This is a genomic window from Xanthomonas sp. NCPPB 3761 (genome assembly GCF_041475705.2).
Classification (GTDB): domain Bacteria; phylum Pseudomonadota; class Gammaproteobacteria; order Xanthomonadales; family Xanthomonadaceae; genus Xanthomonas; species Xanthomonas phaseoli.
This window is the reverse complement of record NZ_CM191262.1, coordinates 2,684,970-2,704,767: the sequence shown is the minus strand read 5'-3', so window position 1 is coordinate 2,704,767 and position 19,798 is coordinate 2,684,970. Positions and strand designations below refer to the sequence as shown.

Genomic DNA, 19,798 nt, shown 5'->3' with positions numbered 1-19,798 from the left:
CAGTGTTCCTGCGACTGTGTGCCATGGCCGCTTTCGTCACGTCTGCGGGCGCGGCGCAGGCGCAGGAGCGTGTGCTCGACGGCTTCAACGACATCGGCGCCTGGCGCCTGGTGGTGTCCAACCAGGTCAGCGGTTCGCTGCGTCCGGTGGCCACGCCCTCGGGCGGACATGCGCTGTGCCTGGACTACAACTTCAATGGCGTCTCCGGCTATGTCGGCATCCGCCGCAATTTGCCGATTACCTATCCGGACAATTACCGGATGTCGTTCGCGGTGCGTGGCGAGTCGCCCTCCAACGACCTGCAGCTCAAGCTGATCGACGCCAGCGGCGACAACGTGTGGTGGGTCAACCGGCCGGGCTTCAACTTCCCGAAGAACTGGACCACGTTCAACTACCGCAAGCGAACCATCGAGAAGGCCTGGGGCCCGGGTGCGGACAAGCAGTTGCGCACCAGTGCGGACGTGGAGTTCACCATCTACAACAAGGTCGGTGGCCAGGGCACGGTGTGCTTCGACCGGCTCACGCTCACGCCGCTGCCGCCCGAAGACACCTCGCCGCTGCAGGCCAAGGCCATCACCGACACCGCGCCTGCGTTGGAACAGCGCCTGGCCGATGGCAAGCCGGACACGTTCTGGCTCAGCGGCGCGGTCAAACAGCAGACGGTCACGCTAGATCTGGGCAAGGTGCGTGAATTCGGCGGCGCCGTGGTGCAGTGGGTGCCGGGCCTGCAAGCTTCGCAATATGTGGTGCGTTCCTCCAGCGACGGACGGAGCTGGCGCGACCTGCGCACGGTTACCGCCGGCGCGGGCGGCACCGATTGGCTGGCGCTTCCCGATACCGAGGCGCGCTACCTGCGTTTCGATCTCAAGGACGGCCCCAACTGGCGCTATGGCATCAAGGAAGTGCAGTTGCAGCCGCTGGCATTTGCCGCAACGCCCAACGACTTCATCAAGTCGCTGGCGGCGCAGCTGCCGCGCGGCAGTTATCCGCGCGGTTTTTCCGGGGAACAGCCGTACTGGACCATTCTCGGTCTGGACGGCGGCACCGAACAGGGCCTGATCGGCGAAGACGGTGCGGTAGAAGTCGGTAAGGGCGGTTTCAGCATCGAGCCGTTCGTGGTTACCGGCGGCAAGGTGTTGCACTGGTCCGATGTCAGCAGCGAGCAAAGCCTGCAGGACGATTACCTGCCGATTCCCAGCGTCGATTGGCACCACGACCTGATGAACCTGCGCGTCACCGCTTTCGTGCAGGGCACCCCCGATCAGGCGCAACTGGTCGCGCGTTACCAACTGCACAACACCGGCAAGGATGCGCGCGAGTTCACCCTGGCGTTGGCAGTCCGGCCATTCCAGGTCAACCCGCCGGCGCAGTTTCTCAATACCCTGGGGGGCGTCAGCCGCATCGAGCAACTCGCGGTGGAGGGCGGCCAGGTCAGCGTCAACGGCAAGCCGCGGGTGTTCGCTGCACAGCGGCCGGATGCCGGCTTTGCGAGCGCCTTCGACAGCGGCATGGACGTCAGCCATCTCACCGCGGCCACGCCCCCAACGGTGACCCAGGTCAAGGACGAAACCGGCCTGGCGTCGGGTGTACTGCTGTATCGCTGGAAGTTGGAGCCCGGCCAACGCCGTGAAGTGGCCCTGGTCATTCCGCAAACCGGCGCTGCGCAGCTGCCGGCTAATTTCGACGCGGACAAGGCGCAGCAGCAGGTGGCGCAGCAATGGCGCAGCAAGCTCGATCGCGTGCGCATCAGCGTGCCGGCCGAAGGCAAGCCGGTGGTCGATACCTTGCGCACGGCGCTGGCGCACATGCTGATTTCGCGTATCGGCCCGCGCCTGCAGCCGGGTACGCGCTCTTACTCGCGCAGCTGGATCCGCGACGGCGCGATGATTTCCGAGGGGCTGTTGCGGCTGGGTCGCGAAGACGTGGTGCGCGACTATGTGGACTGGTTTGCGCCGTATCAGTTCGCCGACGGCATGGTGCCTTGCTGCGTGGACGACCGTGGCAGCGACCCGGTGCCGGAAAACGACAGCCACGGCGAGCTGATCTACAACATCGCCGAGTACTACCGTTATACCGGCGATAAGGCCTTCCTGGAAAAGATGTGGCCGCATGTCAGCGGCGCCTACGACTACATGGAAACGCTGCGCGCCAGCGAGCGCACCGAAGACAACTTCATGCGCAACCCGGCCTTCTACGGAATGATGCCGGTGTCGATCAGCCATGAGGGCTATTCGGCCAAGCCGGTGCATTCGTACTGGGACAACTTCTGGGCACTGCGCGGCTACAAGGACGCGGCGATGCTGGCCGGGGTGCTGGACAAACCGGAGGAGGCGGCACGCTTCAGCGCCGCGCGCGATGAATTCAGCGGCGATCTGGTCGCATCGTTGGGCGCGGCCGTGCGTCAGCACAACCTGGATTTCCTGCCGGGCTCCGCAGAACTGGGCGACTTCGATGCGACCTCGACCACCATTGCGTTGACGCCAGGCGGCGAGCAGCAGCGTCTGCCGCAGGATCTGCTGACCAAGACCTTCGAGCGTTACTGGAAGGAATTCTCTGACCGCCGCGACGGCAAGCGCGAATGGAAGGATTACACGCCGTACGAGTGGCGCAACGTGGCCGCGTTCGTGCGTCTGGGCTGGCGCGACCGCGCCTGGGATGCGACTGCGTTCTTCTTCAAGGACCGCGCGCCACAGCCGTGGAACCAATGGGCCGAAGTGGTCTCGCGCACGCCGCGCGCACCGTTCTTCGTCGGCGACCTGCCGCATGCCTGGGTCGCCTCGGACTTCGTACGCTCGGTGCTGGACATGTTCGCCTACGGTCGCGAATCCGATGCCAGCCTGGTCATCGCGGCCGGCACCCCGACGCGCTGGTTCGAAGGCAAGGGAATCGGCATCGCCGAACTGCGCACACCGTACGGGCGCCTGAGTTACACCTTGCAGCGCACCGACAAGCAACTGGTGCTGCAGCTGCAGCCTGGGCTGATCCTGCCGCCGGGCGGCGTGGTGCTGCCGTGGCCGTATCAGGGCGCCCCCGGCAAGGCGACCATCAACGGCGAATCGGCCGAGTGGCAGAACGGCGAACTGCGCATCCAGCAACTGCCGGCCAATGTGCAGATCGATGTGCCCAGTGCGGTGCGGCGGGCCGAGCGCGCCACGCAATGAGGCTGGCGTGGCGGCCGTCCCGGGCAGCGCCAGTACGGCGACATGCCGGATGGCCGGTCGCGGTGCTCGTGCTGCTGCTGTGCTCGACTGGCGCGCGGGCCGGGCAGCTGGCTCAGGGCGTCAATCCTGCGCAAGCCATGCAACGCGGCAAGACCGATCGGTCACTGCCAGCTGTCGGGCAGTCACCGAGTGCGGCGTTGCGTGAAATGACCCTGGTCACGCTCAACCTGCATCACGATCGCGAAGACTGGCCGGCACGACGCGCTTATATCGCCAGGCAACTCAAGCAACTGGCGCCAGATGTGATTGCGTTGCAGGAAGTGATCGAGCGCCGCGGCAGCGTGGAAAATCAGGCTGCCTGGCTGGCGCGCAAGCTCGGCTACGACTACACCTTCGCCTCGGTCGATCCGGTCGGCGCGCCCAAGCGCTACGGCAACGCGTTGCTGAGTCGCCGCAAGGTGCTGGCCACGCACCAGCGCCTGCTGCAGCCGCTGGACGACTACCGTGTCGCCGCGCATCTGCAGATCGATGTCGACGGCCAGCCGGTCAACGTCTACGTCACCCATCTCAATGAACGCGCCGACCCACGCGGTACCGGCATCCGCACGCGCCAGGTAGCCGATCTACTGGACTTCATCGCCTCCAACAGCGCGCAGGCGCCGGTGGTGATCGCCGGCGATTTCAATACCGCCGCCGACACGCTCGATCTGCAAGCGCTACGCAAGGGCTACGGCGACAGCTATGGCAGCGTGCATCGCAATAGCGATGCCACGGTCAGCACCTTGAACATGCACGTCTTCGACAGGCCTGCGCGTATCGACCATGTGTTTTTCCAGCAGAACCGCCTGCTGGCCCGCGAAGCCCGCATCCTGTTCGAGGCGCCTTATGCCGAAGGCCGCTGGGCATCGGATCACTATGGGGTGTGGGTACGCCTGCAGCTCGCGCCGGAGCGTCCGGCAATTAACCGCATGCCCTAGGAGCGCACCCGGGCGCGACGGGGATTGACCGGGAAAGCCTCATCGCGCCCAGGTGCGCTTCTACCAAGAAGCATCGACGCCCCCCGTGCATCTCCGCACGGCGCCTGTGTACACCTGCAGCTCGCGCCGGGCATCCACCAACCCACCGTATGTCGTAGGAGCGCACCCGGGCGCGACGGGGATTGGCTGGGAAAGCCTCATCGCGCCCAGGTGTGTTCCTGCGAACGGCCTGGACCAAGCGGCTTAAGCTCACCCATGCAGACGGTTGAAGATCTGCACCCCGGCCAGCCATACACCGGCCATGCTGCCGAAATTGGTCAGCAGGAATGTCAGCACCACCCGCGAGACGCGGTTGCGATACCAGCCGCGCAGCGTCTGCGCATCGTCGCGCAGCGACAGAAAATCGCCGTAGGCCGGCTTGCGCATATGCACTTCGACCAACGCCGCGAATGCGCCTGTCGGCACGCTCAGGCGGAATGGTTTGAACGGCGCGACGACCGCGGCGGTGAGAATGCTCAACGGGTGGCTACCGGCCAGCAAACAGCCGAGCGCGGCCATGCCGCCGGTATACATGGCCCACTGCAGCAACAGGTCCGCGCCCATGCTCAGGCCGCCACGCCAGAACCCGATGCCGATGCCGGTGATGATGATCGCCAGGATGCCCAGCGTGATCCACGGAATGCGCTTGCGCTGCTGCACGTATTCCAGCGATTCGCGCAGCGGGCCGGGTGCTGCGGTGTCCTGTTCCAGATGGCGCGCAAGCCCGGCCAGATGCCCGGCGCCGACGACCGCCAAGATCTCGCGCTGATCTGCGCCGACTTCTTCGCGCAGGCGCGTGGCCATGTATTGATCGCGCTCGGCAATGACGGTCTCGTACAGTTCCGGGCTTTCGCTGGCGAAATCGCCGAAGCTTGCCTCCAGCATGTCGCCTTGCTTGAGCTTTTCGATTTCCTCTTCGCCGACCTCATCGGCAGCGAACAGGCCGCCGAGCAATCCGCCGGCCAGTTTCATCTTGCCGAAGAAGCCCAGGCGCCCGGACGCACGTTTGAAGGTCAGGCCAACCTCGCGATCGATCAGATGCACCGGCAAGCCCTGCGCGCGTGCCAGGTTCACCGCCTCTTTCAGTTCTGCACCCGGCTCGATGCCCAGTTGCTTGGCCAGGCGGCGTTGGTACGCGGCAAGCGCCAAATTCGCCGCGAACAAGGCCACGCGTCCTTTGCGGATCACCTGTACCAGGTCCAGGCGGGCGAGGGCATCCGGGTCGCTGAGCGCCTGCAGGCGCTGCGCATCCAGTTCCACCGCCACTGCGTCGTAACGCCCGCTGCCGATCGCCCGTTGCACGGCGGCAACGCTGGCCAGCGACACATGCGCGGTGCCGAGCAAGGTATAGCGCACGCCGTCGCGTTCGACGATGCGATGCGGCTGGCCGGACAGCGCATCGTCCAGAACGTGGGGGGGCTGCTCAGTCATGTGGCTTTTTTTTCATCAGAAGGAGGGGCGGTGTCGCCGGAGCCGAGCGCGCGTTGCATCTGCACGCCGTCCAGCCAGCGACCGTGTTTGCGGCCGATTCCGTTGAAGACTCCGACCGTGCGAAATCCAAAACGTTCATGCAAGCGGCGCGACGCCAGATTCTCGGCATCGCCAATCACCGCGATCATCTGCCTGAAGCCGCGCTGCTCGCACACCGCGATCAGCTCGCCCAGCAGCGCTTTGCCGATGCCGCGGCGCTGCATCGCGGCGGCCAGGTAGATCGAGTTCTCCACCGTCCAGCGATATCCGGCACGCGCGCGAAATGCGCTGGCATAGGCATAGCCCGCGACCACGCCATCGAGCTCTGCCACCAGATAGGGGTAGCCCGCATCCACGATCGCGCTCACCCGCGCGCGCATCTCGTCGAGCGACGGCGCGTTGTATTCGTAGGTGTTGACCCCGGCGATCTGCTCCGCGTAAATCGCAGTGATCGCCGGAATGTCCGCATCGCGGACTGCACGCAGCTCCAATGGCATGCGTCAGTCGATGTAGCGCTTGAGCAGATCGCCGTACGCATCGATGCGGCGGTCGCGCAGGAACGGCCAAATGCGGCGCACATGTTCGCTGCGCTGCAGGTCGACATCGCAGATCAGCACGGTCGGGTCCTGGCCGGCTTCGGCAATGAACTCGCCCTGCGGCCCCAGCACATGGCTGTTGCCCCAGAACTGGATGCCCGATGCGCCCAGCGGGGAGGGCTCATGGCCGACGCGGTTGCACGACAGCACCGGCACGCCGTTGGCGACCGCATGGCCGCGATGGCTGAGGATCCAGGCATCGCGCTGGCGCTCCTGCTCGGCCTGTTGGTCGTCCGGATCCCAACCGATCGCCGTGGGGTAGAGCAGCAGTTCCGCACCGGCCAGCGCCATCAGGCGTGCCGCTTCCGGATACCACTGGTCCCAGCACACCAGCACGCCCAGGCGGCCCACTGAGGTATCGATCGGCGTAAAGCCCAGGTCGCCCGGAGTGAAATAGAACTTCTCGTAGAAGCCCGGATCGTCGGGGATGTGCATCTTGCGGTACTTGCCGAGCAGCCGGCCGTCCTTTTCGAACACCACCGCGGTGTTGTGATACAGGCCGGCCGCGCGACGTTCGAACAGCGAGGCGACCAGCACCACGCCGTGCTCCTTGGCCAGCGCGCTCAGGCGCTCGGTGCTGGGACCGGGAATCGGCTCGGCCAGGTTGAACTCGTCCACCGACTCGTGCTGGCAGAAATACGCACCGTTGTGCAGTTCCTGCAGCAGCACCAGCTTTGCGCCCTGCGCGGCGGCTTCGGCCACGCGCGATGCGATGACGGCCAGGTTGGCCTCGGCGTCGCCGTGGTTGCGCTCCTGGATCAGCGCGACGGGAAGGAGATGACGGGTCATGGCAGCATCCAACGTAAGTGGCGCACTAAGGTAGCGCGCCATGGCGTAACACCGGCCTGCCGGCCGGAACAGGAAGCCACGCGCGGTCGGCGCGGCCGCGACGCAGGCGAGGTTTGCGACTGCGCTTAGGCCGCGAGCAGGCCGGCCGGCAATTGCATGGTCAGGCAATGCAGGCTGCCGTTCTGCCAGATCAGCGCACGACACGGCACCGGCACGATCTCGTGCTGCGGAAACGCCTGCGCCAGCACTGCCTGCGCGGTTGCGTCGGCGGCATCGCCATAGGCCGGCATCAACACCGCGCCGTTGACGATCAGGAAATTGGCATACGACGCAGCCAACCGGCGGCCTTCGTCGAGAATGGGCTGTGCCCACGGCAGCACGAACAGCCGATACGGTTGCCCGTCGGCGGTGCGCAGCGCGGCCAGTTCGGCCCCCATCGCCTGCAGCTCGGCGTAATGCGAATCGCTGGCCACATCGCAGCCCTGATAGACGATCGCATCCGGGCCGGTAAAGCGCGCCAGCGTATCGATATGAGCATCGGTATCGTCGCCTTCCAGGTAGCCGTGATCCAGCCACAGCACGCGCTCCTGTGCCAGCCACGCGGCCAGATCGCTGCTGAGCGATTCGCGCGTGCGCTGCGGATGGCGCTCATGCAGGCACTTCCAGGTGGTCAGCAGGGTGCCGGCACCATCGGTCTCGATTGCGCCGCCTTCCAGGGCGAAGTCGACCGTCTCCACCTGCGCCGGCACGAACACCTGCGCGGCATCCAGCGAGCTCACCAGCTGATCGTCCAGGCTGGCTTCGAACTTGCCGCCCCAACCGGTGAAACGGAAATCCATCAACCGGAAGCCGGCGTCCTGGCGCAGCGTGATCGGGCCCGAATCGCGCAGCCAGGTGTCGTTGTAGGCGGCGATCACGAAACGCACCCGCGTCATGTCCACCCGCGCCGAACGCAGCCGCGCCTCGGCATAGATCTGCAGGTCGTCGTCGGCCACGCAGACGACCACCGGTTCGAAGCGGGAGATCGCCGTGACCAGCGCGATGTAGGTTTCCTCTACATCGGCCAGGCGCTCGGCCCAATCGGTACCGGCGTGCGGCCACGCGAGCAACACGGCGGATTGGGGTTCCCACTCGGCGGGAAAGCGAAGACGGTCGGTCATGCCAGGCAAATACTCATCTAGGTGTGCGGGCCATCGCCCGCACGTTCATCGATATCCCGCGTATTGCCGCGGGCTCTTGCGATCCAGGCGCCGCTCGCCGCGCCCGGCTTTGTGACAGCATTGCAGCAACGCATGTCCGGCTGCTGACGGACCCGGTCCAGCTTGCGATGCGAATCGTGACGGCCGGCGTGCGATGACCAGATGCCACTTTCGGCCGAGCCGTCGCCGACGCCTCAGCGGATCGGCGGCTTGGGCCCGATCTCGTTGGCATCGGCCTTGTTGGCCACCACGTCGATCACCTTGCTCTTTTCGAAGTACACGGTGAAGGCCGGATACGCCCAGCGATGGATGGTCGGCCACTGGCGCTTCTGGCCGCCGCGCGGGTCGAGCTTTTCCTGCGGCGCGCCGTAGCGGCCTTCGACCTGGCTCATGCTCTCGCCGCGCAAGGGCAGGGCAGCGGCAGGCTTCTGCTGTGCGCGGTCGACCAGCAGCGTATCGGCCGAAGCGACGGCACTGATCCCCATCAGCGCGATTGTCAGCACGACCGGCGGCATCACAAACAAACGGTTACGCATGTCATCTACTCCCCAGTGGACAAGATTTCAGATGGTGATTACAGCAAAAAACGACGACAGGCGCTGTTGCGACACGGCTGACCTGGCGGGGCCGCGATTGCCCGGGCGCCCCGGCCCAGTCACGACAATGTCCTGACTGGGTCGGCCGGCGGCAGGGACGTAGGGCAACCAGTGCTGTGAAGCAGCGGCCAAGAAAAAACCGCCCGGAGGCGGCTTTCTCGGGTCTTGCGCACGCCGCAGGGGCTTAGCGCTGACGCGCCTTGAAACGCGGATTCGACTTGCAGATCACGAAGACCTTACCGCGGCGGCGGACCACCTTGCAGTCGCGGTGACGGGTCTTCGCAGACTTCAGGGAGGACAGGACTTTCATGGCACACCTCGGCGTAAACGGTTGGATTCGATGGAAGAGTGCCCGCAATCGAGGGTGCACCCGGAATGAAGCCGGCGATTCTAACCGGCTTTTCGTCGTGCTTTCAAGTGGTTGCGGCGCAATCGCTGCGAGCGGCGCTACACTACGGCCTGATGACCTTCCGGAAACCTGAATGACCGACCTGTCGCCCGTTCTCACCATCGATGGCCCCTCCGGCGCCGGCAAGGGCACCGTGAGCCGGATCGTGGCTGCCCGGCTGGGCTGGCACTACCTCGATTCGGGCGCACTGTATCGCGCTGTCGGGGTTGCGGCGAGCTGGGCCGATCTGGATGTCTCCGATCCGGCCGCGCTGGTGCGCTGCACCTTCGACACCAAGGTGGAATTCGACGATGCGGGCGAGGCAGGGCTGCGCGTGCTGGTCAACGGCGCGGATGCGACCAGCGAGTTGCGGCTGGAAACGACCGGAGCGCTGGCCTCGGCCATTGCGGCCATTCCCGAGGTGCGCAGCGCCCTCAAGGAGCGCCAGCGCGCATTCAGGCGCTCGCCCGGGCTGGTGGCCGATGGGCGCGACATGGGCACGGTGATCTTCCCCGACGCTGCCTACAAGGTGTTTCTGACCGCCAGTGCCGAAGAACGTGCGGGCCGTCGCCATAAACAGTTGATGGAAAAGGGTGTTTCGGTTATCTTTGACGACCTGCTGCGCGAGATCATGGCCCGTGATGCCCGTGATGCGCAGCGGGTGGTGGCGCCATTGCGGCCGGCCGAAGACGCCGTGCTGATCGATACCAGCGGAATGGGAATCGAAGATGTCGTCCAGCGTGTGGTCGGGTTGCTCGCAGACCGCGCACCGTCGTAAGCGTTTCGCAAGCGGGTTTGTCCCGCCGACCGTAAGGCGTTCCAAAGCTCCGTCGCGCATCCTGCGTGGCGGTTCTATGACTTCCAACCGACTCGCTGTGTGGAGTCGACCAACAGGCTGGGCGGTTCGCATCTGTCGCACTCCGACGATCGGCGCCCGTGTGTTCAACTGAGTAAATTCAAATGACAGAATCTTTTGCAGAACTGTTCGAAGCCAGCCAAGCCAATCTGGCGAAGCTGAAGCCGGGCTCCATCGTCACCGGTACCGTCGTGGAAGTTCGCGGCGACGTGGTGGTGATCAACGCTGGCCTGAAGTCCGAAGGCATCGTGCCGATCGAGCAGTTCCGTAACGACGCTGGCGAGATCGATGTCGGCGTAGGCGACCAGGTCAAGGTCGCCCTCGATTCCATCGAGAACGGCTTCGGCGAAACCGTGTTGTCGCGCGAGAAGGCCAAGCGCGCGATGGTGTGGGACGAGCTGGAAGAAGCGTTGGAAAAGAACGAAACCATCACCGGCCGCATCAGCGGCAAGGTCAAGGGTGGTTTCACCGTGGACATCAAGGATGTCCGCGCGTTCCTGCCTGGTTCGCTGGTGGATGTGCGCCCGGTGCGCGACCCGGCCTACCTGGAAGGCAAGGAACTTGAGTTCAAGCTGATCAAGCTGGACCGCAAGCGCAACAACGTCGTTGTTTCGCGTCGTGCAGTGGTCGAGAGCGAGCACTCGGAAGAGCGCGAGCAGCTGATGGACAAGCTGCAGGAAGGCGCCATCCTGAAGGGTGTCGTCAAGAACCTGACCGACTACGGTGCGTTCGTGGACCTGGGCGGCATCGACGGCCTGCTGCACATCACCGACATGGCCTGGAAGCGCGTGCGCCATCCGTCCGAAGTGGTCAACGTCGGCGACGAGCTGGACGTGCGCGTGCTGAAGTTCGATCGCGAGCGTAACCGCGTCAGCCTCGGCCTGAAGCAGCTGGGCGAAGATCCGTGGGACAACATCGCCCGTCGTTACCCGGCCAACAGCCGCGTGTTCGGCAAGGTCTCCAACGTCACCGATTACGGCGCATTCGTCGAGATCGAGCCGGGCGTCGAAGGTCTGGTGCACGTCTCCGAAATGGATTGGACCAACAAAAACGTCAACCCGTCCAAGGTTGTGCAGGTCGGTGACGAAGTCGAAGTCATGGTCCTGGACGTGGACGAGGAGCGTCGCCGCATCTCGCTGGGCATGAAGCAGGTTGCCGCCAATCCGTGGGAAACCTTCGCTGCGACCCACAAGAAGAACGACAAGGTGTCCGGTCAGATCAAGTCGATCACCGACTTCGGCATCTTCATCGGTCTGGACGGCGGCATCGACGGTCTGGTCCACCTGTCCGACATCAGCTGGAACACCACCGGCGAAGATGTCGTGCGCAGCTACAAGAAGGGCGACACGCTGGAAGCCGTCGTGCTGGCAGTGGACCCGGAGCGCGAGCGCATCAGCCTGGGCGTCAAGCAGCTGGAGCAGGACCCGTTCGGTCAGTACATGGCGTCCAACCCGAAGGGTTCGAAGGTCGAAGGCGTGGTGCGTGAAGTGGATGCCAAGGGCGCCACGATCGACCTGGCCGATGGCATCGAAGGCTACGTCGCTGCACGCGACATCGCCAACGAGCGCGTGGACGACGCCACCCAGCACCTGAAGGTCGGCGACAAGATCGAAGCCAAGTTCGTGGGCATGGACCGCAAGGGCCGCACCCTGCAGCTGTCGATCAAGGCCAAGGACGATGCCGAAATGCGCGAAACGTTGGAGGACTACCAGTCCGCCTCCGCGTCGGGCGGCATGACTCAGCTGGGCGCGCTGCTGCGTGCGCAGTTGAACAACAACAAGTCCGAGTAAGCGCGTAGCGCTCGCAAGAGCGTAACGGGTCGGCCCGGGCTTGCCCGGGCCGATTCCGATGTGTCAGTCGAAAAAAGCAAGTCTTCCCATGACCAAGTCCGAATTGATTGAAATCCTGGCGCGACGCCAAGCGCATCTGAAGTCGGACGACGTGGATCTGGCAGTCAAGTCGCTGCTGGAAATGATGGGGCAGGCGCTCTCCGATGGTGATCGGATCGAAATTCGCGGGTTCGGCAGTTTTTCGCTGCATTACCGTCCGCCACGGTTGGGACGTAACCCCAAGACCGGCGAGTCGGTCGCGCTGCCGGGCAAGCATGTTCCCCACTTCAAGCCGGGCAAGGAATTGCGTGAGCGTGTCAGCTCCGTGGTGCCTGTGGATGTGGCCGATACGGCAGACTGAAGCCATTCTGGCGCTGCGTTTATGTGGTCTCGGTTAAGCTAGTCCGCCTCCCGACGGAGTCTCGCCATGAAGGTGCTTCGCTTGCTGGTGATGTTGGCCTTCCTGCTGGTCGGTCTGATCATCGGTGCGGTCAATTCCCAGGACGTCACGCTCGATTTCCTGTTCTCCAGCGTGCATACCAGTTCAGGCGTCGCGATCATCGTCGCGCTGCTGGTCGGTGTGTTGATCGGTGCCGGCATGGTGCTGGTCAGTGTGGTCATTCCCCTCTATTCCAAACTGCGCCAGGCCAACAAGGCTGTTGCGGTCAGTCGCGCCGACGCCAGGGCTGTCACGCCTGCGACCGTCGAGCCGCGCCCCATCGATGGACTGTAACGACGTATGGACTTTCTGACCGAGTGGATCTGGTTCTTCCTGTTCGTGCCGCTGGCTGCGTTAGGCGGCTGGATCGTCGGCCGTCGTGGCGGTCAACGCCATGGCGACACGCAGGTCAGTCGTCTTTCCAGTACCTATTTCCGCGGGTTGAACTATCTGCTCAACGAACAGCCGGACAAAGCGATCGAGCTGTTTTTGCACATCGCCGAACTAGACAAGGAAACCTTCGAGACCCAGGTCGCGTTGGGGCATCTGTTCCGCCGCCGTGGTGAAGTGGACCGTGCGATCCGCCTGCACCAGGGCCTGGTGCAGCGCGGCGACCTGACCGATCAGCAGCGCGTCCAGGCCTTGCTGGCGCTCGGCGAGGACTACATGAAGTCGGGTCTGCTGGATCGTGCCGAAACGGTCTTTACGGAGTTGGCGCAACTTGACCAGCGCGCGCCGCAGGCGCTGCGTCACCTGATCGGTATCTATCAGGCCGAGCGCGATTGGGAAAAGGCGATCGACAACTCCACCCGCTACGAAGAGGTGACCGGCGAGCCGATGGGCAAGCTGATCTCGCAATTCGAATGCGAACTGGCTGATCGCTATCGCGGCCTGGGCAAAACCGACGATGCACTGCAAGCGATCGCACGTGCCTACCAGGCCGATGGCACCTCCGTGCGTGCCGGCATTCTGGAAGGACGCATCGAAGCCGAGCGCGGTCACGACGAAGCGGCGGTGCGCGCGTTCGAACGGGCTGCCCGGCATGATCCGGAATATCTGCCCGAGATCATTCCTGCATTGATGGCCGCGTATCGACGGGTCGGCGATATCGCCGGCGCGCGCAACTTCCTGTCGGAGATGACCGAGCACTATCGCGGCATCGCTCCGGTGCTGGCGCTGACCCAGTTGATGGAAGCCCAGGATGGCGTCGCGCCTGCGCTTGCCTATCTCGGCCGCCAGCTCAAGGACCGCCCGTCGGTGCGCGGTGAGTCGGCGTTGATCGATCTCACCCTGGCCGAGGGGAGCGACCCGGTCGGCACCTTGCAGGACCTCAAGCACATCACCGACCAGTTGCTGGTGCGCAATCCGAGCTATCGATGCACGCGCTGCGGCTTCGGTGCCAAGACGCATCACTGGCAATGCCCGAGCTGCAAGGAATGGGGCACGGTCAAACCGCTGTTGAACTACGCGGTGGTCTGATGGCGTGGCTGTGGTGCGCGCTGCACCTGCTGGTCGCAGCACTGGGCACCTTTGGGCTGCGGCGCTATGCCTTGCACCGGCGCCTGCTCGATCATCCCGGTGAACGGCGTAGCCACCTGGTGGCGACCCCGCGCGGCGGCGGCATGGCGATTGTGGCGGCGATCTTGCTGGGCTGCGTTGCGGCGTGCGCGCTATGGCCGACATCCCGGTTGACGGTCTGCTGGTTCGCAGCGGGCTTGGTCGCAGTGGCCGGCGTGGGCTGGTGGGACGACCACCGTCCGCTCTCGGCAAGGCTGCGGTTTTCGATTCACCTGGCCGCATCGGCGGCATTGGGCGCCGTGGTTTGGCACGCGACGGGCAGCGTGTGGGATGGATTGCTGACTGCCGCTGCATCCGTGGTGCTGATCAATGTCTGGAATTTCATGGATGGCATCAACGGGCTCGCCAGCACCCAGGCGGCGTTGGCCGCGCTGGGATTCTCGCTGGTAGCGCCTGCCGGTTGGTCGTGGGCAGGTCTGGCGGTTGCAGCAGCGTGCCTCGGGTTTGTGCCGTTCAATTTCCCACGTGCGCGCATCTTTATGGGCGATGGCGGCAGCGGCGCGCTCGGCTATGTGCTGGCGGCGCTGCTGGCGCTGAACGTGGCAAGTGGTCAGGTGAGCTGGTGGATCAGCTGGTTCCCGTTGACGGCCTTTCTTGTAGATGCCGGCTTCACGCTGCTTGCTCGCATGCTGTCCGGCCAACGCTGGTGGGAGCCGCATGCTCAACACCTCTACCAACGTCTGGCGCGTCGTCTTGAGACGCACGTCCCGGTAACGGGCGTTTATTTCGCTTTCAGCCTCATTGCCGTCTGCTTGTACCTGTTAATCCGTCATGATCCGTTCTGGCTGCAGGTGTCCGGCGCGCTGGTGTGGGGCATGGGCGCCACTGCAATCTGGCTTTTTCTGCGCGATGGACTGCGCAATTCCTGAGTAATGGACTTTTATGATTTCCTGGCGTGACCGTTTGACCAAGGCCCTGCCGCAGATAGCGGTCGTGGTGCATGACCTGCTGATGGTGTGGGTGTGCTGGCAGTTGTTGCATGCCGGCCGCTACTCGATGCTACGCGACGCGCCGGATCTGCCGCTGTGGGACTGGCGCACTGCGGTGGTGTTGGTGGCGCAGGGCCTGGTGTTCTGGAAGATGGGGTTGTACCGCGGGTTGTGGCGCTTCGCCTCGGTGCCGGACCTGTGGAACATCTTCAAGTCGAGTTTTCTTGGGCTGGTCACGATCGTGCTGGCGTTGGCGTACGACCGTCTGGATGGCGTGCCGCTGTCGGTGCTGGTGGTCTATCCGTTTGCGTTGTCGGCACTGCTTGGAACGCCACGGCTGTTGTATCGCGCCTGGAAGGACTACCAGATTGCGCATTCCGGTGACGCGGGGCAGCGCGTGCTGATCCTCGGCGCAGGGCGCGCTGCTGAAGGGTTGGTGCGCGATCTGCGCCGTACCGGCACATTCGTGCCGATCGGCTATCTGGACGATGCCAGCAACCTGCATGGCGCCAAGATCCAGGGTCTCAATGTGCTGGGCAATCTGGATCAGGCCGCCGCGATTGCCAAAGAGACCGCTGCCAAATTGCTGGTGATCGCGATCCCGTCGTTGGACGCTTCCGGCATGCAGCGCGTGGTGGCGATCTGCGAAAGCACCGGCCTGCCGTTCCGCATGGTGCCCAAGCTGATCAACGTGCTGGAGGGGCGCTCGTTGCCGGGCGAGTTGAAGGAGGTCGCGATCGAGGACCTGCTCAACCGCAAGCCGGTCACGCCCGACTGGCGCCTGATCCGCAATTGGCTGACCAACAAGACCGTGATGGTGACCGGCGCCGGTGGATCGATTGGTTCGGAAGTCTGCCGTCAGTGTGCGCGCCACGGCGCGCGCCGGATCGTGCTGCTGGAAATCGACGAACTGGCGCTACTGACCATCGACTCGGATCTGCGCCGGCTGTTCCCGGATATCGAGGTCGTGCGCGTGCTCGGCGACTGCGGCGATCCGGCGGTCGTGGCGCATGCGTTGAACACCGCCACGCCGGACGCGGTGTTCCATGCCGCCGCGTATAAGCAGGTGCCGTTGCTGGAAGAGCAGTTGCGCGAGGCGGTGCGCAACAATGTGCTGGCGACCGAGAACGTGGCGCGCGCCTGTCAGCGTGCCCGTATCGAGACCTTCGTCTTCATTTCCACCGACAAGGCGGTGGAGCCGGTCAACGTGCTGGGCGCGAGCAAGCGCTATGCGGAAATGATCTGCCAGAGCCTTGACGCGCGCGATGCGCCGACGCGTTTCATCACCGTGCGCTTCGGCAACGTGCTCGATTCGGCCGGCAGCGTAGTGCCGTTATTCCGCGAGCAGATCCGCCAGGGCGGCCCGGTGACCGTGACGCATCCGGATGTCACGCGTTACTTCATGACCATCCCCGAAGCCTGCCAGTTGGTCATCCAGGCGGCCGCATCCGCGTCGCATGGTGCGATCTATACGCTGGACATGGGCGAGCCGGTGCCAATTCGATTGCTTGCCGAGCAGATGATCCGTCTGGCCGGCAAGCAGCCCGGCAAGGACGTGGCGATTCTCTACACCGGCCTGCGGCCGGGCGAGAAGCTGCATGAGACGCTGTTCTATTCCGACGAAGACTATCGTCCCACCGCGCACCCCAAGATCCTGGAAGCCGGTGTGCGCGAGTTCTCGCATGAGCAGGTGCTGCAGCTGGTGACGCGCTTGCGCGAGGCCGTTAACCGCTATGACATCAAAGCGATGGAGACTGTCTTGGGTAGCCTGATGCCGGATTTCGCGGCTGCTCGACGGAAAGTCGACGCGCGATCTGATACGGTCGTTCCATTCCCCGCACGTGAGGTCAGAAGACTGTAATGAGTCAGCGTATTCGCAAGGCCGTATTCCCCGTCGCAGGTCTTGGGACCCGCTTTCTTCCGGCTACCAAGACGGTGCCGAAGGAAATGCTGCCAATCATCGACAAACCATTGATCCAATACGCTGTCGACGAGGCCATCCAGGCTGGCTGCGATACGCTGATCTTCGTCACCAACCGCTACAAGCACTCCATTGCCGACTACTTCGACAAGGCCTACGAGCTGGAGCAGAAGCTCGAGCGCGCCGGCAAGCTGGAGCAGCTGGAGCTGGTCCGTCATGCATTGCCGGAAGGCGTGCGCGCCATTTTCGTGACGCAGGCCGAAGCGCTGGGCCTGGGGCACGCGGTGTTGTGTGCCAAGGCGGTGGTCGGTGATGAGCCGTTCGCCGTGCTGCTGCCCGACGACCTGATGTGGAACCGGGGCGACGCCGCGTTGACCCAGATGGCCGATGTGGCCGAAGCATCCGGCGGCAGCGTCATCGCCGTGGAAGATGTGCCGCACGACAAGACGGCCAGCTATGGCATCGTCTCCACCGATGCCTTCGACGGCCGCAAGGGTCGCATCAACGCCATCGTCGAAAAGCCCAAGCCGGAAGTGGCGCCGAGCAATCTGGCGGTGGTTGGCCGGTACGTGCTCAGCCCGAAGATCTTCGAATTGCTGGAGTCCACTGGCGCAGGCGCGGGCGGCGAAATCCAGCTGACCGACGCAATTGCCGAGCTGCTGAAGCAGGAGCAAGTTGATGCCTTCCGTTTCGAAGGCCGACGTTTCGATTGCGGCGCACATATCGGCCTGATCGAGGCCACTGTGCACTTCGCGCTCGAGCACGAGAAGCATGGCGGCCCGGCCAAGGAAATCATCCGCGAAGCACTGGCCAAGGCCGACGCGCACGGTTGATTGTTGCCTGATCGCTGTTTCCACGAACGACGCCAGCTGGCGTCGTTCGTCGTTTTCGGGGCTCGCCGTACGCATTGCCGCGCCTGCAGAGCCCGGCTTGGCAACGCCAAGCAGGGGTAGGGATGCGCACCCTGATGCAGGCCGGGCCGCGCAAGTGCCGCTAGACTCGGCCCATGAGTCAACCTGGCCAATCCAGTGAACTGATCAACGTGGTGGTGCTGCTCGGCGCTGCCGTGGTTGCGATCCCGTTGTTCCGGCGTCTGGGCCTGGGCTCGGTGTTGGGTTATCTGGCGGCGGGACTGGCAATTGGTCCGTTCGGGCTGGGCCTGTTCAACGAGCCGCAAGCCATCCTGCATGTGGCCGAGTTGGGCGTGGTGATGTTTCTGTTCGTGATCGGGCTGGAAATGCGTCCCTCGCACCTGTGGAGTTTGCGCAAGGACATCTTCGGACTCGGCACGCTGCAGATCGCGGTCTGTGCGCTGGTGTTGACCGGCATCGGCCTGTTGCTCGGCTTTGCGCCATCGGTGGCGTTCGTGGCGGCGTCGGGTTTCGTGCTGACGTCCACTGCGGTGGTGATGCAGCTCTTGGCAGAGCGTGGCGACGTCGCCTTGCCGCCCGGGCAAAAGATCGTGGCGATCCTGCTGTTCGAAGATCTGTTGATCGTGCCATTGCTGGCGATCGTGGCCTGGATGGGCGCCAGCGGCGACCCGCAGGCCGCATCGCAGCGTTGGCAGGGTATCGGCCTCGGCCTGGCTTGCATCGTCGGATTGCTGGTGGCCGGGCGTTGGCTGCTCAATCCCTTGTTCCGCATCCTGGCCGCGTCCAAGGCGCGCGAGGTGATGACGGCAGCAGCATTGCTGGTGGTGCTGGGCGCGGCACTGTTGATGCAAGTGGGCGGGCTGTCGATGGCGATGGGGGCGTTCCTGGCGGGCGTACTGTTGTCCGAATCCACGTTCCGGCATCAGATCGAAGCAGATATCGAGCCTTTTCGCGGCATCCTGCTGGGGCTGTTTTTTCTCGGCGTCGGCATGAGCCTGGACTTGCGCGTGGTGGCGGCAGACTGGCGCCTGATCGTGCTGGGCGTGCTGGCCCTGATGGTGGGCAAGGGCGTGTGCATCTACGCGGTGGCGCGGCTGATGCGCAGCGACCATCGCCAGGCGCTGGACCGTGGCGTGCTGATGGCACAAGGCGGCGAATTCGCATTCGTGCTGTTTGCCGCCGCGTCGGCCTCCGGGGTCATCGATGCCCAGGTCAATGCCAGCCTGACCGCCATCGTGGTGTTGTCGATGGCACTGACGCCGTTGTTCGTGCTGCTGCAGCGGCGGCTGACGCCGGCCGCGGCGGTTTCGCTGGATGGCGTGGAAGCAGCCAGTGGCCAGACCGGCAGTGTATTGATCATCGGCTTCGGGCGCTTTGGGCAGGTGGCCAGTCAGTCGCTGCTGGCGCGCGATGTGGATGTGACCATCATCGATAACGACATCGAGATGATCCAGAGTGCGGAAGAATTTGGTTTCAAGATCTACTACGGCGACGGCACCCGGCTCGATGTGTTGCATGCCTCCGGCGCGCACAGCGCACGTGCGATTGCGGTGTGCGTCGACAACCAGGAGGCGGCCAATCGCATCGTCGAGCTGGCAACGCGCGAGTTTCCGCATGCCAAGCTGCTGGTGCGTTCGTACGACCGCCAGCATTCGCTGCAGTTGGTCGCGGCGGGAGTGGATTACCAGATCCGCGAGACCTTCGAGTCGGCGGTAATCTTCGGCAAGGTGGCGCTGATGGAGCTGGGGGTGGACGAGGACGAAGCCGGCATGATTTCGCGTCAGATCCGCCGCCGCGATGCCGAGCGTTTCGAACTGGAGATTGCTGCCGGCGATGCACGGGCCGGAGCCGGGCTGATGTATGGCAACACCCTGCCGCCCGCACCCCGGCCCACGCCATTCACGCGGCCGCGTCGCGGCAGTCGCACGTTGAATCCCGATGCGGTGCCGCAGGCTGAGCAAGTAGAGACACAGACACGCGACTAGAGCGGGTCATGCACGTTGAGTTGAGTGCCAGGCGCGCCATAGGGCACAGGGCGCTTGCCGGAGGGTTGGCCCCCAGCGGCACGCAACGCGCGCCGCGCGGCGTGCCTTGGCACCACAGCCAAGCTGGAGCCACCCAGCACCCGCTCCGCACCGCTGGCGGACAAGGCATCTCAT

The 19,798-nt window shown here is 64.5% G+C and carries 17 protein-coding genes; 11 read left to right on the top strand and 6 right to left on the bottom strand.

Going from position 1 to position 19,798, the window contains the following annotated elements; translation table 11 throughout:
• The first annotated feature begins 23 nt into the window (after positions 1-23).
• Both ACCQ00_RS11800 and ACCQ00_RS11795 read left to right on the top strand, forming a co-directional pair.
• Positions 24-3,161 (top strand): discoidin domain-containing protein, encoded by a 3,138-nt coding sequence (locus tag ACCQ00_RS11800; RefSeq protein ID WP_039571197.1) that lies wholly within the window; start codon positions 24-26, stop codon positions 3,159-3,161.
• 62 nt (positions 3,162-3,223) lie between these two features.
• Positions 3,224-4,138 carry an endonuclease/exonuclease/phosphatase family protein gene (locus ACCQ00_RS11795; RefSeq protein ID WP_039571195.1) on the top strand — a complete coding sequence of 305 codons (915 nt, stop codon included), beginning with the start codon at positions 3,224-3,226 and terminating at the stop codon, positions 4,136-4,138.
• Positions 4,139-4,387: 249 nt separating this feature from the next.
• Here the strand turns inward: ACCQ00_RS11795 and ACCQ00_RS11790 are convergent, their stop codons facing one another.
• The 6 genes from ACCQ00_RS11790 to ykgO all read right to left on the bottom strand — a co-directional run bounded on the left by ACCQ00_RS11790 (position 4,388) and on the right by ykgO (position 9,137).
• Positions 4,388-5,608, bottom strand: a complete 1,221-nt coding sequence (locus ACCQ00_RS11790; RefSeq protein WP_039571193.1) for a TraB/GumN family protein — start codon at positions 5,606-5,608, stop codon at positions 4,388-4,390.
• Positions 5,605-6,144 carry a GNAT family N-acetyltransferase gene (locus ACCQ00_RS11785; protein WP_017159565.1) on the bottom strand — a complete coding sequence of 180 codons (540 nt, stop codon included), beginning with the start codon at positions 6,142-6,144 and terminating at the stop codon, positions 5,605-5,607. The genes ACCQ00_RS11790 and ACCQ00_RS11785 overlap by 4 nt, the downstream gene beginning before the upstream one ends.
• 3 nt (positions 6,145-6,147) lie before the next feature.
• On the bottom strand, positions 6,148-7,032 hold the full coding sequence (locus tag ACCQ00_RS11780) for a carbon-nitrogen hydrolase (protein ID WP_039571190.1): 885 nt from the start codon (positions 7,030-7,032) through the stop codon (positions 6,148-6,150).
• Positions 7,033-7,157: 125 nt separating this feature from the next.
• Positions 7,158-8,192 (bottom strand): agmatine deiminase family protein, encoded by a 1,035-nt coding sequence (locus ACCQ00_RS11775; RefSeq protein WP_039571188.1) that lies wholly within the window; start codon positions 8,190-8,192, stop codon positions 7,158-7,160.
• A 233-nt stretch (positions 8,193-8,425) separates the two neighbouring features.
• The gene (locus ACCQ00_RS11770) at positions 8,426-8,767 is read right to left on the bottom strand and encodes a hypothetical protein (RefSeq protein WP_039571185.1); all 342 of its coding nucleotides are present in this window, start codon (positions 8,765-8,767) and stop codon (positions 8,426-8,428) included.
• 244 nt (positions 8,768-9,011) lie between these two features.
• The gene (gene ykgO / locus ACCQ00_RS11765) at positions 9,012-9,137 is read right to left on the bottom strand and encodes a type B 50S ribosomal protein L36 (protein WP_005913193.1); all 126 of its coding nucleotides are present in this window, start codon (positions 9,135-9,137) and stop codon (positions 9,012-9,014) included.
• Positions 9,138-9,309: 172 nt separating this feature from the next.
• On the opposite strand from ykgO, the gene cmk reads away from it, so the two are divergent.
• The 9 genes from cmk (at position 9,310) to ACCQ00_RS11720 (ending at position 19,624) form a co-directional block, all read left to right on the top strand.
• Positions 9,310-9,993 carry a (d)CMP kinase gene (cmk, locus tag ACCQ00_RS11760; RefSeq protein WP_017157597.1) on the top strand — a complete coding sequence of 228 codons (684 nt, stop codon included), beginning with the start codon at positions 9,310-9,312 and terminating at the stop codon, positions 9,991-9,993.
• A gap of 182 nt (positions 9,994-10,175) precedes the next feature.
• On the top strand, positions 10,176-11,861 hold the full coding sequence (gene rpsA, locus ACCQ00_RS11755) for a 30S ribosomal protein S1 (protein ID WP_039571182.1): 1,686 nt from the start codon (positions 10,176-10,178) through the stop codon (positions 11,859-11,861).
• 88 nt (positions 11,862-11,949) lie between these two features.
• On the top strand, positions 11,950-12,261 hold the full coding sequence (locus tag ACCQ00_RS11750) for an integration host factor subunit beta (RefSeq protein ID WP_003489651.1): 312 nt from the start codon (positions 11,950-11,952) through the stop codon (positions 12,259-12,261).
• 66 nt (positions 12,262-12,327) lie between these two features.
• Positions 12,328-12,633, top strand: a complete 306-nt coding sequence (locus ACCQ00_RS11745; protein ID WP_017157595.1) for a lipopolysaccharide assembly protein LapA domain-containing protein — start codon at positions 12,328-12,330, stop codon at positions 12,631-12,633.
• 6 nt (positions 12,634-12,639) lie between these two features.
• Entirely contained in the window at positions 12,640-13,818 is a 1,179-nt protein-coding gene (lapB, locus tag ACCQ00_RS11740; RefSeq protein WP_039571179.1) for a lipopolysaccharide assembly protein LapB, read from the top strand.
• Positions 13,818-14,786, top strand: coding sequence for an MraY family glycosyltransferase (locus tag ACCQ00_RS11735; protein ID WP_039571177.1), 969 nt, complete (start codon positions 13,818-13,820; stop codon positions 14,784-14,786). Before lapB ends, ACCQ00_RS11735 begins: the two co-directional genes overlap by 1 nt.
• 13 nt (positions 14,787-14,799) lie before the next feature.
• The gene (locus tag ACCQ00_RS11730; protein ID WP_039571176.1) at positions 14,800-16,707 is read left to right on the top strand and encodes a polysaccharide biosynthesis protein; all 1,908 of its coding nucleotides are present in this window, start codon (positions 14,800-14,802) and stop codon (positions 16,705-16,707) included.
• The gene (gene galU / locus ACCQ00_RS11725; RefSeq protein WP_039571175.1) at positions 16,707-17,600 is read left to right on the top strand and encodes a UTP--glucose-1-phosphate uridylyltransferase GalU; all 894 of its coding nucleotides are present in this window, start codon (positions 16,707-16,709) and stop codon (positions 17,598-17,600) included. The genes ACCQ00_RS11730 and galU overlap by 1 nt, the downstream gene beginning before the upstream one ends.
• 173 nt (positions 17,601-17,773) lie before the next feature.
• Entirely contained in the window at positions 17,774-19,624 is a 1,851-nt protein-coding gene (locus ACCQ00_RS11720) for a monovalent cation:proton antiporter-2 (CPA2) family protein (protein WP_039583563.1), read from the top strand.
• Positions 19,625-19,798 lie beyond the last annotated feature (174 nt).

Bases quoted from the DNA above. Each gene is read 5' to 3' on its own strand.
- rpsA (WP_039571182.1), top strand. From the start codon at position 10,176: ATGACAGAATCTTTTGCAGAACTGTTCGAAGCCAGCCAAGCCAATCTG.
- ACCQ00_RS11785 (WP_017159565.1), bottom strand. From the start codon at position 6,144: ATGCCATTGGAGCTGCGTGCAGTCCGCGATGCGGACATTCCGGCGATC.
- ACCQ00_RS11720 (WP_039583563.1), top strand. From the start codon at position 17,774: ATGAGTCAACCTGGCCAATCCAGTGAACTGATCAACGTGGTGGTGCTG.
- ACCQ00_RS11780 (WP_039571190.1), bottom strand. From the start codon at position 7,032: ATGACCCGTCATCTCCTTCCCGTCGCGCTGATCCAGGAGCGCAACCAC.
- ACCQ00_RS11790 (WP_039571193.1), bottom strand. From the start codon at position 5,608: ATGACTGAGCAGCCCCCCCACGTTCTGGACGATGCGCTGTCCGGCCAG.
- ykgO (WP_005913193.1), bottom strand. From the start codon at position 9,137: ATGAAAGTCCTGTCCTCCCTGAAGTCTGCGAAGACCCGTCACCGCGAC.
- galU (WP_039571175.1), top strand. From the start codon at position 16,707: ATGAGTCAGCGTATTCGCAAGGCCGTATTCCCCGTCGCAGGTCTTGGG.
- ACCQ00_RS11735 (WP_039571177.1), top strand. From the start codon at position 13,818: ATGGCGTGGCTGTGGTGCGCGCTGCACCTGCTGGTCGCAGCACTGGGC.
- lapB (WP_039571179.1), top strand. From the start codon at position 12,640: ATGGACTTTCTGACCGAGTGGATCTGGTTCTTCCTGTTCGTGCCGCTG.
- ACCQ00_RS11775 (WP_039571188.1), bottom strand. From the start codon at position 8,192: ATGACCGACCGTCTTCGCTTTCCCGCCGAGTGGGAACCCCAATCCGCC.
- cmk (WP_017157597.1), top strand. From the start codon at position 9,310: ATGACCGACCTGTCGCCCGTTCTCACCATCGATGGCCCCTCCGGCGCC.
- ACCQ00_RS11770 (WP_039571185.1), bottom strand. From the start codon at position 8,767: ATGCGTAACCGTTTGTTTGTGATGCCGCCGGTCGTGCTGACAATCGCG.
- ACCQ00_RS11730 (WP_039571176.1), top strand. From the start codon at position 14,800: ATGATTTCCTGGCGTGACCGTTTGACCAAGGCCCTGCCGCAGATAGCG.
- ACCQ00_RS11745 (WP_017157595.1), top strand. From the start codon at position 12,328: ATGAAGGTGCTTCGCTTGCTGGTGATGTTGGCCTTCCTGCTGGTCGGT.
- ACCQ00_RS11800 (WP_039571197.1), top strand. From the start codon at position 24: ATGGCCGCTTTCGTCACGTCTGCGGGCGCGGCGCAGGCGCAGGAGCGT.
- ACCQ00_RS11750 (WP_003489651.1), top strand. From the start codon at position 11,950: ATGACCAAGTCCGAATTGATTGAAATCCTGGCGCGACGCCAAGCGCAT.